Here is a 14,693-nt window from a genome sequence, read left to right as displayed (position 1 = left end):
CATTGTATGAAAGTAAAATTACATTCACGTTTTATGAGATGAAGATCTCACCCATAAAATTGATAAATAGAACATCATTTACGTTTCAACAGATTTCTCACCTATTGATAAAATTATCCCCACAAAATTAGAGTAATAGATCTAAGATCACAGAAAATGTAAATTTAATGTGGTTAATGATGTTAAATTACAGAAAGTAAAAAGGCGCTCGAAGCGCCTTTTAAAAGTTATGTTAGCTTGTTAATTCAGCTTGTTACGATCATCATCTTCTTTTCGCTCAAACTCACCTTCAAAGGTATCCCCTTTTTGAGATTGAAACGGATCGCGCTGAAATGGATCATTTTCGAATGGGGTTTGCCCAAACTGTTCACCGTTGAAGCTACCATGGAAGCCCTGCCCCCCAACAGATTTCACCACCATTTTCCCCATCAGATACTTAGCAATTGCGGCACGCGGAGCAGGCAATAGTACAAGCATACCTAATGCATCTGTCATGAAGCCAGGAGTTAACAGCAACACACCAGCAACCGCAAGCATTACGCCCTCAAAGATTTGTTGAGCCGGCAGCTCTCCTTGATTAAGGCGGTTTTGTACCGACATTAACGTTTGCAAGCCTTGGCTTCGTACTAAAGAAGCGCCCACAAACGCGGTAATCAACACCAAAGCGATAGTTGGCCACAAACCTAGGAAACCACCGACTTGAATAAATAGGCCTATTTCAATAATAGGAACGAAGATAAAGAGTAATAGTAAGATAGGAAACACACGCCCTCCTTTGTTGTAGTCAGTGTACGTGCTCCACGGTTTGAGCTCAAATTGAAGCTGTAAAAAAGCGTGATAAATCCGCCAACAACCGCCTACCCCTAAAGGGCTATTCACACCCTATTCATATCTTGCAAAACTTTAACTAAACAAAAGCGAAAAAGGTGATCCAGTTACTATTTTTATGCGCTAGGTACAGTATTATGTGCCACATAAGTCAGGACGGATTTAACAGCCTAAAACTCTGACGAATGGATTCTTAAACTACAGATTGGCTAGTAATTCACTTTATTATCAGAATAATTATCTAAGGATCCTGTATGGCTACCCTAACTGATGCCCCAAAAACGGCTAACCCTGCAACTCGTATCGAAGAAGACCTACTAGGCGAACGTCACGTACCAGCTGATGCTTACTACGGCATTCACACTCTTCGCGCTATCGAAAACTTCAACATCTCAAACACGACTATCTCAGACGTACCTGAATTCGTCCGTGGTATGGTGATGACGAAGAAAGCGGCTGCATTGGCAAACAAAGAGCTTGGCGCAATTCCAAAAGACGTTGCTAACTACATCCTAGAAGCGTGTGATTTGATCCTTGAAACAGGTAAGTGCATGGATCAGTTCCCTTCAGACGTATTCCAAGGCGGTGCGGGCACGTCAGTGAACATGAACACTAACGAAGTTATCGCGAACGTTGCACTTGAACTGATGGGCAAGGAAAAAGGCCAGTATGAGTTCATCAACCCGAACGATCACGTTAACAAGAGCCAATCCACTAACTGTGCATACCCAACGGGTTTCCGTATTGCGGTTTACAACAGTGTTCATCAGTTGATGGAAGCGATCGAATACCTTAAAGGCGCATTCGAACTAAAAGCACAAGAATTCAAAGATGTGTTGAAGATGGGTCGTACTCAGCTTCAAGATGCAGTTCCTATGACAGTAGGCCAAGAGTTCCATGCATGGGCAGTAACGCTAAACGAAGAGATTCGTGCACTAGACTACACCTCTAAGCTACTACTAGAAATCAACCTAGGTGCGACAGCGATCGGTACTGGTCTAAACGCACCTGCAGGCTACCAAGCAGCCGCAGTGAAACACCTAGCAGAAGTGACAGGCTTAGAAGTAGTGCCTGCCGAAGACTTAATCGAAGCAACGTCTGACTGTGGTGCTTACGTAATGACACACGGCGCGCTAAAACGTCTAGCAGTAAAACTGTCTAAGATCTGTAACGACCTTCGCCTACTTTCTTCTGGTCCACGTGCGGGTCTAAACGAGCTAAACCTACCAGAGATGCAAGCAGGTTCTTCTATCATGCCTGCAAAAGTAAACCCAGTTATCCCTGAAGTAGTAAACCAAGTTTGCTTTAAAGTTCTAGGTAACGACAACACGGTTTCTTTCGCAGCGGAAGGTGGTCAGCTGCAGCTAAACGTGATGGAACCTGTTATCGCGCAAAGCGTATTTGAGTCTATTTCTCTACTACACAACGCATGTGTGAACTTACGTGATAAGTGTATTGATGGCATCACGGTGAACAAAGAAGTATGTGAGAGCTACGTATACAACTCTATCGGTATCGTGACTTACCTAAACCCATACATTGGCCACCATGAAGGTGACATAGTAGGCAAGATCTGTGCTGAAACAGGTAAGAGCGTACGTGAAGTCGTACTGGAGCGCGGCTTATTAACAGAAGATGAGCTTGATGACATTCTTTCTGTTGAAAACTTTATGCACCCAACGTATAAAGCGAAGCGCTACGAATAATAGCGAAACAATAAGGCCCCAAACGGGGCCTTTTTTAGTCTTGCATACGGTTAACCTTACTTATCACATGGTTTTTATCTCCTCATTATCTAAACATTCAGACACTGAGTTTTTAGATAATTAGAATCAAAATTAACTTTATGAGGTAACTATTATGGTGGCAGTAGAGCTCTTTGTTGTTCTGCTCTTTATCTATTTAGGGGCAAGAATCGGCGGTATCGGTATTGGTCTAGCTGGTGGCGCAGGTGTTATCGCCCTGTCGTTAGTATTAGGCGTACCAACAAGCCAAGCGTTCATTCCTATCGATGTAATCCTGATCATCATGTCAGTGATTACTGCGATTGCAGCAATGCAAGTTGCCGGTGGTCTAGATTGGATGGTACAAGTGGCAGAAAACTTTTTGCGTAAACACCCTGAGCGCATCACCTTTTACGCGCCGATTGTTACCTTCCTAATGACATTAATGGCAGGTACCGGTCACACGGCATTCTCAACACTACCAGTTATTGCAGAAGTAGCGAAAGGCCAAGGCGTTCGCCCTTCTCGCCCGCTGTCTATTGCAGTTGTGGCATCACAAATCGCCATTACAGCTTCGCCAATCTCTGCGGCAGTAGTGGCATTTGCGGCAATGCTGGCACCGATGGGGGTAGATTACCTAACACTGCTTGCGGTATGTATTCCAACGACATTTGTCGCTTGTATGATCGGCGCATTCGTGGCGAACTTTATGGGCGGTGAATTGAAAGATGATCCTATTTATCAAGAGCGTTTAGAAAAAGGCCTGATTAAACTCTCGACTGAAACCAAGCGCGATATTCTGCCAACCGCGAAAACAGCAACGTATATTTTCCTTGCTGCTATCGGCTTTGTGGTTTGTTACGCAGCCGCTATTTCTAAATCGGTAGGTTTGATTGTAGACCCTGCATTAGGACGTAACGAAGCTATCATGACAGTGATGCTGGCTGCAGCAGCTGCTATCGTTATGATCACTAAAATTGACGCTGCAAAGATTCCTTCAGCAGCAACTTTCCGCTCAGGTATGACTGCCTGTGTCTGTGTATTAGGTGTGGCATGGTTAGGTTCTACATTCGTTAACGCACACGTAGATGGCATTAAAGAAGTCGCAGGCTCTCTACTGGCGGATTACCCGTGGATGCTTGCGTTAGTTCTATTCTTTGCGTCAATGCTGCTTTACTCACAAGGTGCAACCACTGTTGCGCTAATGCCAGCAGCACTAGCAATCGGTGTTGCGCCACTTACAGCTGTGGCATCTTTCGCTGCAGTAAGTGCGCTATTCGTGCTGCCAACTTACCCAACGCTGCTTGCTGCTGTTGAGATGGACGATACAGGCTCAACGCGCATTGGTAAGTATGTGTTTAACCACCCATTCTTTATTCCAGGTGTGGTAACTATCGCTTCTTCAGTGGCTCTAGGCTTTACATTCGGTAGCCTTTTCATCTAAACACCCTGTAAACGTAAGGGAGCTTCGGCTCCCTTTTTTATTTTACACTGAGTAAAAAAACCTAGGTCACAATTCAATTTTGATGTTAATCAAAAAAGTCTCCAAAAGTTCTTTGTGCATTTAAATCCGCGCCTTTGAATAAAATTCCGGCCTAATATTTTTTCACCCTGTCGTACTGCCTCTTCGCCAACAAAGTCGCTATTTTTTGGCATATAAATCCCTTCTTTCTAACCAATTAACCACTTTAAAACCGATACGTTTTTCGCTCGCTACTTTTGCTCGATATTTTTGTGAAGATCCACAAAGTTAACCGATGAATGAACTCTTAGAATATCTAACAAGAGCTACAACAAGTTCCTAATCAAATAAAAATAAATTTACCAATAGCTTATTATTTAAGTTATTTATTTTTTAAATCTAATAGTCGCTGATTCACTTTTGTTTATGGGTGTATAAATAAAAGTAAGGAGATCACCATGACAACCCAAACTGTATCTACTGAAGAAAAAAAAGGTGGCTTCTTTGCCAACTTTAAATTCCCTTCTGCCTATACAATTCTATTTGTATTAATTGCACTGGTTGCTCTACTGACATGGATAGTGCCAGCAGGTCAATATGATCGTGTGATGAATGAAGACTTAGGCCGAGAGGTTCCTGTAACTGGCACCTATCAAGCTGTTGAGGGCAACCCTCAAGGCGTGATCGATGTTCTCCTTGCTCCCATTGATGGCTTCTATGACCACAATAGTTACGAAGCTGCCGCTATCGACGTTTCACTATTCATTTTGATTATCGGTGGTTTCCTGGGCTTGGTGACTAAGACGGGTGCGATAGACGCGGGTATCGAACGCGTAACCGATCGACTAAAAGGTCGAGAAGAGTTGATGATACCTATCCTGATGGCATTGTTTGCGGCAGGCGGCACGGTCTATGGCATGGCAGAAGAATCCCTACCATTCTACACCTTGCTTGTCCCTGTAATGATGGCAGCTCGCTTTGACCCTCTCGTTGCGGCGGCTACTGTTCTACTTGGCGCAGGTATTGGTACTCTAGGTTCAACGATTAACCCATTTGCAACAGTAATCGCGGCCAACGCAGCAGGTATTCCTTTCACTGACGGTATCGTTCTACGTGTCATTGCCCTACTAATCGGTTGGGTAATCTGTGTCGCTTACGTGATGCGCTATGCTCGTATGGTTCGTAATGACCCTACTAAATCAGTTGTTTATGATAAATACGAAGAAAACAAAGCTCACTTCCTAGGTAACCAATCTGGCGAACGTTTAGAGTTCACCGGAACTCGCAAACTTATCCTAAGTATCTTTGGTGCCTCTTTCGCTGTCATGATCTACGGCGTATCGGTTGCAGGCTGGTGGATGGCTGAGATCTCAGCGATGTTCCTGGCATCAACCATCATCATTGGTTTGGTTGCTCGTATGAGCGAAGAAGAGTTTACCAACAGCTTTATTGATGGTGCTCGTGACCTGTTGGGTGTTGCGCTAATCATTGGTATTGCACGTGGTATCGTTGTGGTCATGGACCGCGGTATGATCACTGACACCATTCTGTTCTCAGCAGAGCAAATGGTTACAGGTCTATCGTCTGTCGTCTTCATCAACGTAATGTTCTTCCTAGAAGTACTGCTATCATTCCTAGTGCCTTCAAGTTCAGGTCTAGCGGTATTGACCATGCCAATTATGGCTCCATTGGCTGACTTTGCCGGTGTCGGACGAGACCTAGTCGTGACAGCTTACCAGTCTGCATCAGGTTTGGTTAACCTAGTGACACCGACCTCTGCCGTGGTGATGGGTGGCCTTGCAATTGCTCGCGTACCTTACGTCCGCTACGTAAAATGGGTTGCCCCATTACTTGCGATTCTTGCTCTATTCTGTATCGCAGTACTTAGTATCGGTGCACTTATCTAACACTGACTTTTCCTTGCCATGGCTCATAGAACAATGAGCCAGACCAAAAGCCGCCTTGTGCGGCTTTTTTATTTGCTTCCATTACAGTTACCGATGAAGCCATCCCCCACTCCTACAACCCACTTCTTGCTTATCTACCCCCTCAACATTATCGACTATTCACCACCCAAACATCGCCTTACTGCCAAACCGAGCTAAATAGTTAAATTATCAATGTATTAGTGACAAAAATAAGAACATAAGTTAGCAAAAACCTTTTGGATTAGAAATTTTATCGTCATAAGAAAGTTTTATTAATTTAACAAAGATAATTCCTAGTTATCGGCAATTATTATTTTGTGATCCATGTATAACTTACCAACAAAACATTTGTTATCAGAGGATTAATTTCGACCTCTAAAACACTTATCTAGAAAGTTTGAGTGCATATTTCTGACCTATTCACTTTTTTATCACGCCATTATTTATGAATACATTTCCCTTCATAGACCTAACAACAAACCTTGATGAATATTTCGTGAATAAAATTCCCAAAATATTGCGTGATTAGGGTGTTCACAGCTAAATAACAAGTGCATAGATATTGTTAAAACCCTTTAAAAACGGGGCTTTTAGCATAAAAAATGAATTGTGAGCGATCTCTAAGAATCCTCCCCAGAGAGGCGTAATATTAATTACAGAACAAATAAGTGAATAAATAAATTCACTCTTCTTTTCCCTACAAATTAATTATTAACTTTATTTAAAAGTTAATTAAAAATAAGAGAGATACGATCATGAGTAAGTTTTACGTAGGTTCTGAAATCGGTCAATTACGTCGCGTTCTTGTTCACCGTCCTAGACGAGCTCTGACTCACCTAACACCTTCTAACTGTCACGACCTACTATTCGATGACGTACTAGCAGTTGAGCGTGCAGGTAAAGAGCATGACGTATTTACTCAAACGCTACGCGATCAAGGTGTTGAGGTTCTTCTTCTTACTGACCTACTAGCAGACACACTAGCAGTGCCAGAAGCAAAAGACTGGCTACTAAGCCGCCAGGTATCTGATTACCGTTTGGGTAAAACATTCGCAAATGACGTTCGCTGCTACCTAAGTGACCTTCCTAACTTAGAATTAGCGAAAATCCTAACTGGCGGTCTGTCTTACGCTGAGATGCCAATGAAGTCTTCTTCTATGATGCAAGGGCTACATGCACCAACAGATTTCATTATCGAGCCTCTGCCAAACCATCTATTTACTCGCGACACTTCTTGCTGGGTATACGGTGGCGTATCAATCAACCCAATGGCGAAACCGGCGCGTCAACGCGAAACAAACCACGTTCGCGCAATCTATCGCTGGCACCCAACTTTCGCAGGGCAAGACTTCATTAAGTACTTTGGCGATGATGAGAACATCAACTACGACAACTCTACTATTGAAGGCGGCGACGTTCTTGTTATTGGTCGTGGCACTGTTCTTATCGGTATGTCTGAGCGTACAACAGCGCAAGGTGTTGAGCACTTAGCATCAGGCTTATTCAAGCATGGTCAAGCGAAGCAAATCATTGCGATGGAACTACCAAAACACCGCTCTTGCATGCACCTAGACACAGTAATGACACACATGAACGAAGATACTTTCTCGGTTTACCCAGAAGTCGTTCGCAAAGATGTGAAGTGCTGGAGCCTAACTGGCGATGAGTCTGGCGCTGTAAACGTGAAAGAAGAAGGCTACTTCGTTACCGCTATCGAAAAAGCACTGGGCGTAGACAAGCTAAACCTAATCACAACAGGTGGTGACAACTTCCACGCAGAACGCGAACAGTGGAACGATGCAAACAACGTTCTAACAGTGAAACCAGGCGTTGTAATTGGCTACGAAGGCAACACTTACACCAACGAAAAATACGACAAAGCAGGCATCACAGTTCTACCTATCCCAGGTGATGAGCTAGGTCGCGGCCGTGGCGGCGCTCGCTGCATGAGCTGCCCAATCGAACGTGACGGCATCTAAGTAAGTGATTAAAAGGCGAGAGTTTTGTGCTCTCGCCCCCTGCAGAGAGATTTTCAACATGACAAAACAAACAGTTGTTGTAGCACTAGGTGGTAACGCTCTACTTCGTCGCGGTGAGCCATTAGAAGCAGAAGTACAACGCCACAATATTGAAATCGCGGTTAAGACAATTTCTGAAATCGCTCAAGAGTACAACGTGGTACTTGTGCATGGTAACGGCCCTCAAGTTGGTCTACTGGCACTGCAAGGCTTGGAATACAAAAAAGTAGCCCCTTACCCACTCGATGTGTTGGGTAGTGAAACGCAAGGCATGATCGGCTACATGCTAATGCAAGAGTTCAAAAACCAAATGCCTAACGTCAACGCGACTTGCATGCTAACGCAAATGACCGTTGATCCAAACGACCCAGCGTTTGCTGACCCAACTAAGCCAATTGGTCCGATTTACGAAGAAGCAGAAGCACGTGAGTTAGCAGAAAAATACCACTGGACTATCAAACCAGACGGCAAGCACTTCCGCCGCGTGGTACCTAGCCCACAACCAACAGGCATCATCGAGCACGAAGCGATCACAGCGCTTATCGAACAAGGCCACTTGGTAATTTGCACTGGCGGCGGCGGCATCCCAGTGAAACGCGAAAATGGCAAACTGGTTGGTGTTGAGGCGGTTATCGACAAAGACATGTCTGCAGCTTTCCTAGCGAAACAACTTGATGCAGATGCACTGCTTATCCTCACTGACGCAGATGCTGTTTACCTAGATTGGGGCAAACCAACACAACATGCACTGCGCGGTACGACACCAACTGAGCTGGCGAAATACGAGTTTGATGCAGGTTCCATGGGACCAAAAATCGAAGCATCGTGCGAGTTCATCAAGCAAGGCGGAAAAGTGGTAGGTATCGGCTCTTTGGAAGATGGCTTACGCATCCTTCAAGGCACCGCGGGCACCAATATCACTAAAGGCTAAACGATTTATTACCCCATAGCTGGAGCGAGTCATCGAGAGGTCGACCCTCGTTGAATTAAGACACTCATGCCCCGCTCCCCACTGTGGCAAACACTTAAAGCAACAAACACTATTAATTTCTGCGTTTTCTTACCTCTTTCCCTGCAATAAGAGAGCGCTAAACCCTAAGAAGGAAAACATCATGGCTTTCAACCTACGCAACCGTAACTTCCTAAAACTACTAGACTTTACTCCACGTGAAATCCAACACTTCTTGGATCTATCTGCGGAATTAAAAAAAGCAAAATACAACGGCTATGAGCAACCTCGTCTAAAAGGCAAAAACATTGCCCTAATCTTCGAGAAAACATCAACTCGTACACGTTGTGCATTTGAAGTTGCAGCATTTGACCAAGGCGCTCAAGTTTCTTACTTAGGCCCATCTGGCTCTCAAATCGGTCACAAAGAGTCAATGAAAGATACAGCACGCGTTCTTGGCCGCATGTATGACGGCATCGAGTACCGTGGTTTCGGTCAAGAAATCGTTGAAGAGCTAGGCGCATACGCTGGCGTGCCAGTATGGAACGGCCTAACAGACGAATTCCACCCAACTCAAATCCTAGCTGACTTCCTAACTATGATGGAACACGGCCGTGGTAAACAGCTACACGAAATGAAGTTTGCATACCTAGGTGATGCTCGCAACAACATGGGTAACTCACTCATGGTTGGCGCAGCGAAAATGGGTATGGACATTCGCCTAGTGGCACCGAAAGCATTCTGGCCTGAAGAAGAGCTAGTGGCAACATGTCGCGAAATCGCAGAAGAAACAGGTGCAAAAATCACTCTAACTGAAGATGTTCAAGAAGGCGTTCAAGGCTGTGATTACCTATACACAGATGTATGGGTGTCTATGGGTGAAGCGAAAGAAGCTTGGGCTGAGCGTATCAACCTAATGATGCCTTACCAAGTCAACATGGACATGCTAAAAGCAACAGGCAACCCACATGTGAAATTCATGCACTGCTTACCAGCATTCCATGGCGAAGATACAACGGTTGGTAAACAGCTTGCGGCGGAATACCCACAACTGAAAGACGGTGTGGAAGTGACAGATGAAGTAGTTGAATCTAAACACTCTATCGTGTTCGACGAAGCAGAAAACCGCATGCACACCATCAAAGCTGTAATGGTTGCTACTCTAGGCGACTAATCTGCAGGGAAATGCGGACTGCAGGATTAGAGTTATCACTCCATGAATAAAGTCCGCATTTTTTTTCACACAGATTGAAACAAAATAGCGACCTAAACGCCTTCAAACAAGTTCTCACAACGACTGAGAAAATAGAGCGAAAACATGCGAACTTCGCATAAAAATCCAATTTCTGGATACTTTTCGCAAACGCTTGCAAGGCGTTTTTTTGTGCGTATAATCCTCCGCAATTTGTCAGGAGAACAGAAATGCAACAGCTATTCACAACATCTTGTTGTTACCAAACACGCCCGAAATCGGGATCGTTTTCTGTTTCATTTTCTCCATTGATTCTATTTTAAAAGCCTCCTATTTAGGGGGCTTTTTTTTGTCTGTAATTTACGTTTGATTCGAGACGAGGAAACACCGTTATGGCGCATTCATTGTATAAAAAGCACATTATCTCCATCCCTGAGCTCAGCCGTAAAGAGCTGGAGCTTATCGTCGATACAGCAGCAAGATTAAAGGCAGAGCCAAACCCTGAATTGCTGAAGAACAAAGTAGTAGCAAGCTGCTTCTTTGAGCCATCAACTCGTACTCGCCTTTCATTTGAAACAGCAGTCGAGCGCTTGGGCGGCAGCGTGATTGGTTTTGATAACGGTGGTAACACGTCACTGGCGAAAAAAGGCGAAACACTGGCAGACTCTGTTCAAGTCATCGCTTCATATGTTGATGCGTTCGTGATGCGTCACCCGCAAGAAGGGGCAGCGCGTCTTGCTTCTGAATTTTCTAACGGCGTGCCTATTGTCAACGGTGGTGACGGTGCGAACCAACACCCTACTCAAACGCTGCTCGACCTGTTTTCTATCCACGAAACGCAAGGCACATTAGACAATCTCAACGTCGCATTTGTCGGTGATTTAAAATACGGCCGCACCGTACACTCTCTCACGCAAGCGCTAGCGAAATTCGACAACGTGCGTTTCTTCTTTATCGCACCAGAAGCGTTAGCTATGCCTGATTACATCTGTGAAGAGCTTGAAGAAGCGGGCATCAAATTCAGTACGCACAATAATATTGAAGAAGTGGTACCTGAACTGGATGTCCTATACATGACTCGCGTACAAAAAGAGCGTTTTGATGAATCAGAATATGCACATATGAAGTCTGCTTTCATCCTTACTGCAGCTACTCTTGAAGGCGCTCGTGACAATCTAAAAGTGCTACACCCGCTACCTCGCGTAGATGAGATCACCGTCGATGTCGATAAAACCAAGCACGCTTACTACTTCGAACAAGCGGAAAACGGCGTCTACGCCCGCGAAGCATTGCTTGCCCTAGTTCTTAACGAAAACATTTAATCAGCAGGAGAGATATCATGGTGAAAGAAACTCAACTACAGGTAGAAGCAATCCGTAACGGCTCTGTTATTGACCATATTCCTGCTCACATTGGCATCAAAGTGCTAAAGCTGTTCAAAATGCACAAAGCCAACCAACGCATTACGATTGGTCTTAACTTGCCTTCATCAGCGCTAGGTGCGAAAGATCTCATCAAAATTGAGAACATTTACTTAACCAAAGAGCAAGCTAGCCAACTCGCTCTTTATGCACCAAAAGCAACGGTAAACCAGATCGAAGAGTACAAAGTCGTTAGCAAGCTAAACTTAACTCTCCCAGAGAGCATTGAAAGCGTATTTGAATGCCCGAACAGCAACTGTATTTCTCACGGTGAGCCAGTAGAAAGTCGCTTTAAAGTGCAACAAAAACAGGAAAATGTGCACCTCAAGTGTCACTATTGTGAAAAAGTATTCTCACGCGAAATCATGACCGAAGCGCGTTAATCACAACCTCTCTAGGCTGTCGATATCCCACCTTAAAACAGCTGGATATTTATTCTTTAGCCGGAATAAATATCCACTTTCCCACAGAATTTTCGAGCAAAATAAACTCCACTGCATAGTTTTTTATTTGGCGATCCCATTCACAAAGCCACATTTTGTTTGGTGTTAAACTAGCTTTAAATCCAATCTGGTTCATCAAGTCACCGTAGAAGTGGCAGCTCAATGATTGGGCACATAAGGGAGAATGGAGTGCCTAAGTTTACATGGACGATTTATCCGTACGTCACGTTAAGGAGTTCGCATGAGTGAAACTCTAAACCCTATGAATACCGATTACACTGAAGATAAAACACTGACTGCCGCTTGCAAGCGTCTGTTACAACAACAGAGTTTCGCCACTCAAAATGAGCTACGTGAAGCGCTAATTAATATTGGCTTTGAAGGAATAAGCCAATCCACAGTTTCTCGATTGCTCTCCCAACTGGGAGTGGTGAAAGTACAAAATGCCTGTGGAAAGAAAGTTTACTGTATTACTGTCGAAACAGCGCCAGTCCGAGTGGAGTCTTCAATTTCTTCTCAGATAGAGTTCATTACTCACAATCAAGCGATGGTAGTGGTGAAAACTCACCCAGGTAGCGCTCAGTTGGTTGCTCGCTTGGTAGACATTGACCCTCACACAGAGATCCTCGGAACCGTGGGGGGCAATGACACAGTACTCGTCATTCCTAAGGACGTCGCTAATATTGACGCCTGCGAAAGAGTAGTAAGAGCTCGCTTGGGAGTTGCTTAGTTATATTGGGCCAGGTAATGATGATTTACCTGGCTCTATGCTTAAATCACAGTTATTTAGCCCACCATGAAACTAATTCCGGCCTTTCCCTGTCATATTGAGTTAAAATAAACCAAATTTTAATCAAGTGACGGATTTATGCGTTTCGCCTTTTCACTGCTCATTCTTTGTTTTTCTGTCGTCTCTGCCCCTGCATTAGCATTATTTGGCAATTCTAATTCTGCTCCTAGTTTTGCCACGAGCAGTAACACGTTTGTTCCTGTTGACGAAGCATTCCCATTCAATTTCTACCAGCAAGACAATCGCGTCTATCTCGATTGGCAGGTGAAGCCCGACTACTACCTATATCAGCATAGAATCTCTGTTAGTGGCGAGAACGTCACAGTCGACAGTATGGATATGCGCGATGGAGAGCCTTATAAAGACGAATTTTTTGGCGATGTAAATATCTACACAACACCGCTGTTTGCTGAAATTAGCCTCGCCGATTACCAACCGGGGGCCCGCTTGATCGTCCAATATCAAGGCTGTGCTAAAGCAGGATTTTGTTATCCGCCTGAAACCCGTGTTATTGATGTCACCAGCTTTAACTTTGCTCCAGCTGAGCAGGTTATCCCAGCAACAAGCAGCAAGATAACTGACACGAGCCGTAATCAAAACAGTGAGACGGTACCGCAATCCAAAGAATCGACATTGGCATCAAAGCTAAGCGACAGTTGGTGGACACCACTGTTATTTTTGGCATTAGGCGTAGGTTTAGCCTTTACACCATGTGTACTACCCATGTACCCAATTTTAACCAGTATTGTTTTAGGTAGTGGAAAACTCAGTCACCGCCGCGCGCTTGGTTTAGCTTTTATTTATGTGCAAGGCATGGCTCTAACCTACACCTTACTTGGATTGGTTGTTGCTTCTGCTGGTATGCAGTTCCAAGCCGCGATGCAACATCCGTATGTGCTGATCGGTCTGAGCACTCTATTCGTTGCGTTAGCACTGTCAATGTTTGGCTTGTACACCATCCAGTTACCAAGTAGCGCACAGACATGGTTAAACAATCTCAGCAATAAGCAGCAAGGTGGCAGTTCATGGGGTGTATTCGCCATGGGTGCCATTTCCGGCCTCGTGTGCTCTCCATGTACCACTGCACCATTGTCAGGCGCGCTTCTCTACGTGGCGCAAAGCGGTGACCTGCTTACTGGGGGCGTCGCCCTTTATGCATTGGCACTAGGGATGGGAATCCCTCTCATGTTGGTCGCTGTATTTGGTAATAAACTGCTACCAAAAGCGGGCAACTGGATGGATCGAGTGAAGACGTTGTTCGGTTTTGTATTGCTAGCTGCACCGATATTCTTACTCGAACGTATCCTGCCAGAAGCTTGGGCAACGGGTTTATGGTCACTGCTTGGCATTGCTGCATTTGGCTGGCTTTACCATATCAAGAACAGCTTAGAGTTTGGTGGTTGGAAGCAAAGCACTGTCGGTATCATTGCCGTACTTGGATTATTTGCCTCTGCGCAACCCGCGCTCAACTACTGGTTTGGTAATCATAGTGAACAACCAGCGAGTGCCAGTATTGAGTTTACGCGAGTGAACACGATTAATGAGTTAAACACTCAACTATTACTTGCGAAACAAGCGGGTAAGCCAGTGATGCTCGATTTCTACGCAGATTGGTGTGTGGCATGTAAAGAGTTTGAGAAGTACACCTTCCACCAGCCAGATGTCGAGAAAAAACTGAAGAACTTCGTTTTACTTCAAGCGGATGTCACCAAAAATACACCACAAGATATTGAACTGTTGAAGCAGATGAGTGTGTTAGGGCTGCCAACCATTGAGTTTTGGGATGCTACTGGTGAACGGATTGGTAACGCACGTATCACTGGGTTTATGCAAGCGAGCCCCTTCTTAGAGCATTTGGACACCCATAAGCTTTAAGCTCTCAAAACGTTTAAAACGCCAGTGTTTCTACTGGCGTTTTTCATTTATATGCAATTTTTC

Annotated in this window: 12 protein-coding genes; 10 read left to right on the top strand and 2 right to left on the bottom strand. The window is 44.6% G+C overall.

Going from position 1 to position 14,693, the window contains the following annotated elements; translation table 11 throughout:
- Nucleotides 1-240 precede the first annotated feature (240 nt).
- On the bottom strand, nt 241-765 hold the full coding sequence (locus tag AC4MRV_RS11445; protein ID WP_491187468.1) for an FxsA family protein: 525 nt from the start codon (nt 763-765) through the stop codon (nt 241-243).
- Nucleotides 766-1,082: 317 nt separating this feature from the next.
- Here AC4MRV_RS11445 and aspA point away from each other — a divergent pair, with 317 nt between their 5' ends.
- From aspA to pyrI, 8 genes are all read left to right on the top strand, one after another.
- Nucleotides 1,083-2,534: an aspartate ammonia-lyase gene (gene aspA / locus AC4MRV_RS11440; protein ID WP_491187467.1), complete on the top strand. Its 1,452-nt coding sequence runs from the start codon at nt 1,083-1,085 to the stop codon at nt 2,532-2,534.
- A gap of 154 nt (nt 2,535-2,688) precedes the next feature.
- Nucleotides 2,689-3,996 carry an anaerobic C4-dicarboxylate transporter gene (locus AC4MRV_RS11435; RefSeq protein WP_491187466.1) on the top strand — a complete coding sequence of 436 codons (1,308 nt, stop codon included), beginning with the start codon at nt 2,689-2,691 and terminating at the stop codon, nt 3,994-3,996.
- A 476-nt stretch (nt 3,997-4,472) separates the two neighbouring features.
- Nucleotides 4,473-5,921, top strand: a complete 1,449-nt coding sequence (locus tag AC4MRV_RS11430) for a YfcC family protein (RefSeq protein WP_491187465.1) — start codon at nt 4,473-4,475, stop codon at nt 5,919-5,921.
- A gap of 776 nt (nt 5,922-6,697) precedes the next feature.
- Complete coding sequence (arcA, locus tag AC4MRV_RS11425; RefSeq protein WP_491187464.1) at nt 6,698-7,921, top strand: arginine deiminase; 1,224 nt, start codon at nt 6,698-6,700, stop codon at nt 7,919-7,921.
- Nucleotides 7,922-7,979: 58 nt separating this feature from the next.
- Nucleotides 7,980-8,891: a carbamate kinase gene (gene arcC, locus AC4MRV_RS11420; protein WP_005471046.1), complete on the top strand. Its 912-nt coding sequence runs from the start codon at nt 7,980-7,982 to the stop codon at nt 8,889-8,891.
- Nucleotides 8,892-9,072: 181 nt separating this feature from the next.
- Complete coding sequence (locus tag AC4MRV_RS11415; protein WP_005470961.1) at nt 9,073-10,083, top strand: ornithine carbamoyltransferase; 1,011 nt, start codon at nt 9,073-9,075, stop codon at nt 10,081-10,083.
- A 410-nt stretch (nt 10,084-10,493) separates the two neighbouring features.
- The gene (gene pyrB, locus AC4MRV_RS11410) at nt 10,494-11,423 is read left to right on the top strand and encodes an aspartate carbamoyltransferase (protein WP_491187463.1); all 930 of its coding nucleotides are present in this window, start codon (nt 10,494-10,496) and stop codon (nt 11,421-11,423) included.
- A 17-nt stretch (nt 11,424-11,440) separates the two neighbouring features.
- Nucleotides 11,441-11,905 (top strand): aspartate carbamoyltransferase regulatory subunit, encoded by a 465-nt coding sequence (gene pyrI, locus AC4MRV_RS11405; RefSeq protein ID WP_491187462.1) that lies wholly within the window; start codon nt 11,441-11,443, stop codon nt 11,903-11,905.
- Nucleotides 11,906-11,954: 49 nt separating this feature from the next.
- Here pyrI and AC4MRV_RS11400 read toward each other — a convergent pair whose 3' ends face one another.
- Nucleotides 11,955-12,101 (bottom strand): hypothetical protein, encoded by a 147-nt coding sequence (locus AC4MRV_RS11400; protein ID WP_491187461.1) that lies wholly within the window; start codon nt 12,099-12,101, stop codon nt 11,955-11,957.
- A gap of 105 nt (nt 12,102-12,206) precedes the next feature.
- Here AC4MRV_RS11400 and AC4MRV_RS11395 point away from each other — a divergent pair, with 105 nt between their 5' ends.
- Together AC4MRV_RS11395 and AC4MRV_RS11390 are read left to right on the top strand one after the other, a co-directional pair.
- Nucleotides 12,207-12,695: an arginine repressor gene (locus tag AC4MRV_RS11395; RefSeq protein WP_491187460.1), complete on the top strand. Its 489-nt coding sequence runs from the start codon at nt 12,207-12,209 to the stop codon at nt 12,693-12,695.
- Between the two features lie 138 nt (nt 12,696-12,833).
- The gene (locus tag AC4MRV_RS11390; protein WP_491187459.1) at nt 12,834-14,630 is read left to right on the top strand and encodes a protein-disulfide reductase DsbD; all 1,797 of its coding nucleotides are present in this window, start codon (nt 12,834-12,836) and stop codon (nt 14,628-14,630) included.
- The last annotated feature ends 63 nt before the right edge of the window (nt 14,631-14,693 follow it).

This window comes from Vibrio sp. (genome assembly GCF_984391705.1).
Note: the sequence above shows the minus strand (reverse complement) of the source record. Positions and strands in the feature narration are given on the sequence as shown.

What these genes read in the sequence shown, in the direction of transcription:
- AC4MRV_RS11430 (WP_491187465.1), top strand. Translation starts at nt 4,473, where the DNA reads ATGACAACCCAAACTGTATCTACTGAAGAAAAAAAAGGTGGCTTCTTT.
- arcA (WP_491187464.1), top strand. Translation starts at nt 6,698, where the DNA reads ATGAGTAAGTTTTACGTAGGTTCTGAAATCGGTCAATTACGTCGCGTT.
- pyrI (WP_491187462.1), top strand. Translation starts at nt 11,441, where the DNA reads ATGGTGAAAGAAACTCAACTACAGGTAGAAGCAATCCGTAACGGCTCT.
- AC4MRV_RS11395 (WP_491187460.1), top strand. Translation starts at nt 12,207, where the DNA reads ATGAGTGAAACTCTAAACCCTATGAATACCGATTACACTGAAGATAAA.
- AC4MRV_RS11400 (WP_491187461.1), bottom strand. Translation starts at nt 12,101, where the DNA reads ATGAACCAGATTGGATTTAAAGCTAGTTTAACACCAAACAAAATGTGG.
- AC4MRV_RS11435 (WP_491187466.1), top strand. Translation starts at nt 2,689, where the DNA reads ATGGTGGCAGTAGAGCTCTTTGTTGTTCTGCTCTTTATCTATTTAGGG.
- aspA (WP_491187467.1), top strand. Translation starts at nt 1,083, where the DNA reads ATGGCTACCCTAACTGATGCCCCAAAAACGGCTAACCCTGCAACTCGT.
- AC4MRV_RS11390 (WP_491187459.1), top strand. Translation starts at nt 12,834, where the DNA reads ATGCGTTTCGCCTTTTCACTGCTCATTCTTTGTTTTTCTGTCGTCTCT.
- pyrB (WP_491187463.1), top strand. Translation starts at nt 10,494, where the DNA reads ATGGCGCATTCATTGTATAAAAAGCACATTATCTCCATCCCTGAGCTC.
- arcC (WP_005471046.1), top strand. Translation starts at nt 7,980, where the DNA reads ATGACAAAACAAACAGTTGTTGTAGCACTAGGTGGTAACGCTCTACTT.
- AC4MRV_RS11415 (WP_005470961.1), top strand. Translation starts at nt 9,073, where the DNA reads ATGGCTTTCAACCTACGCAACCGTAACTTCCTAAAACTACTAGACTTT.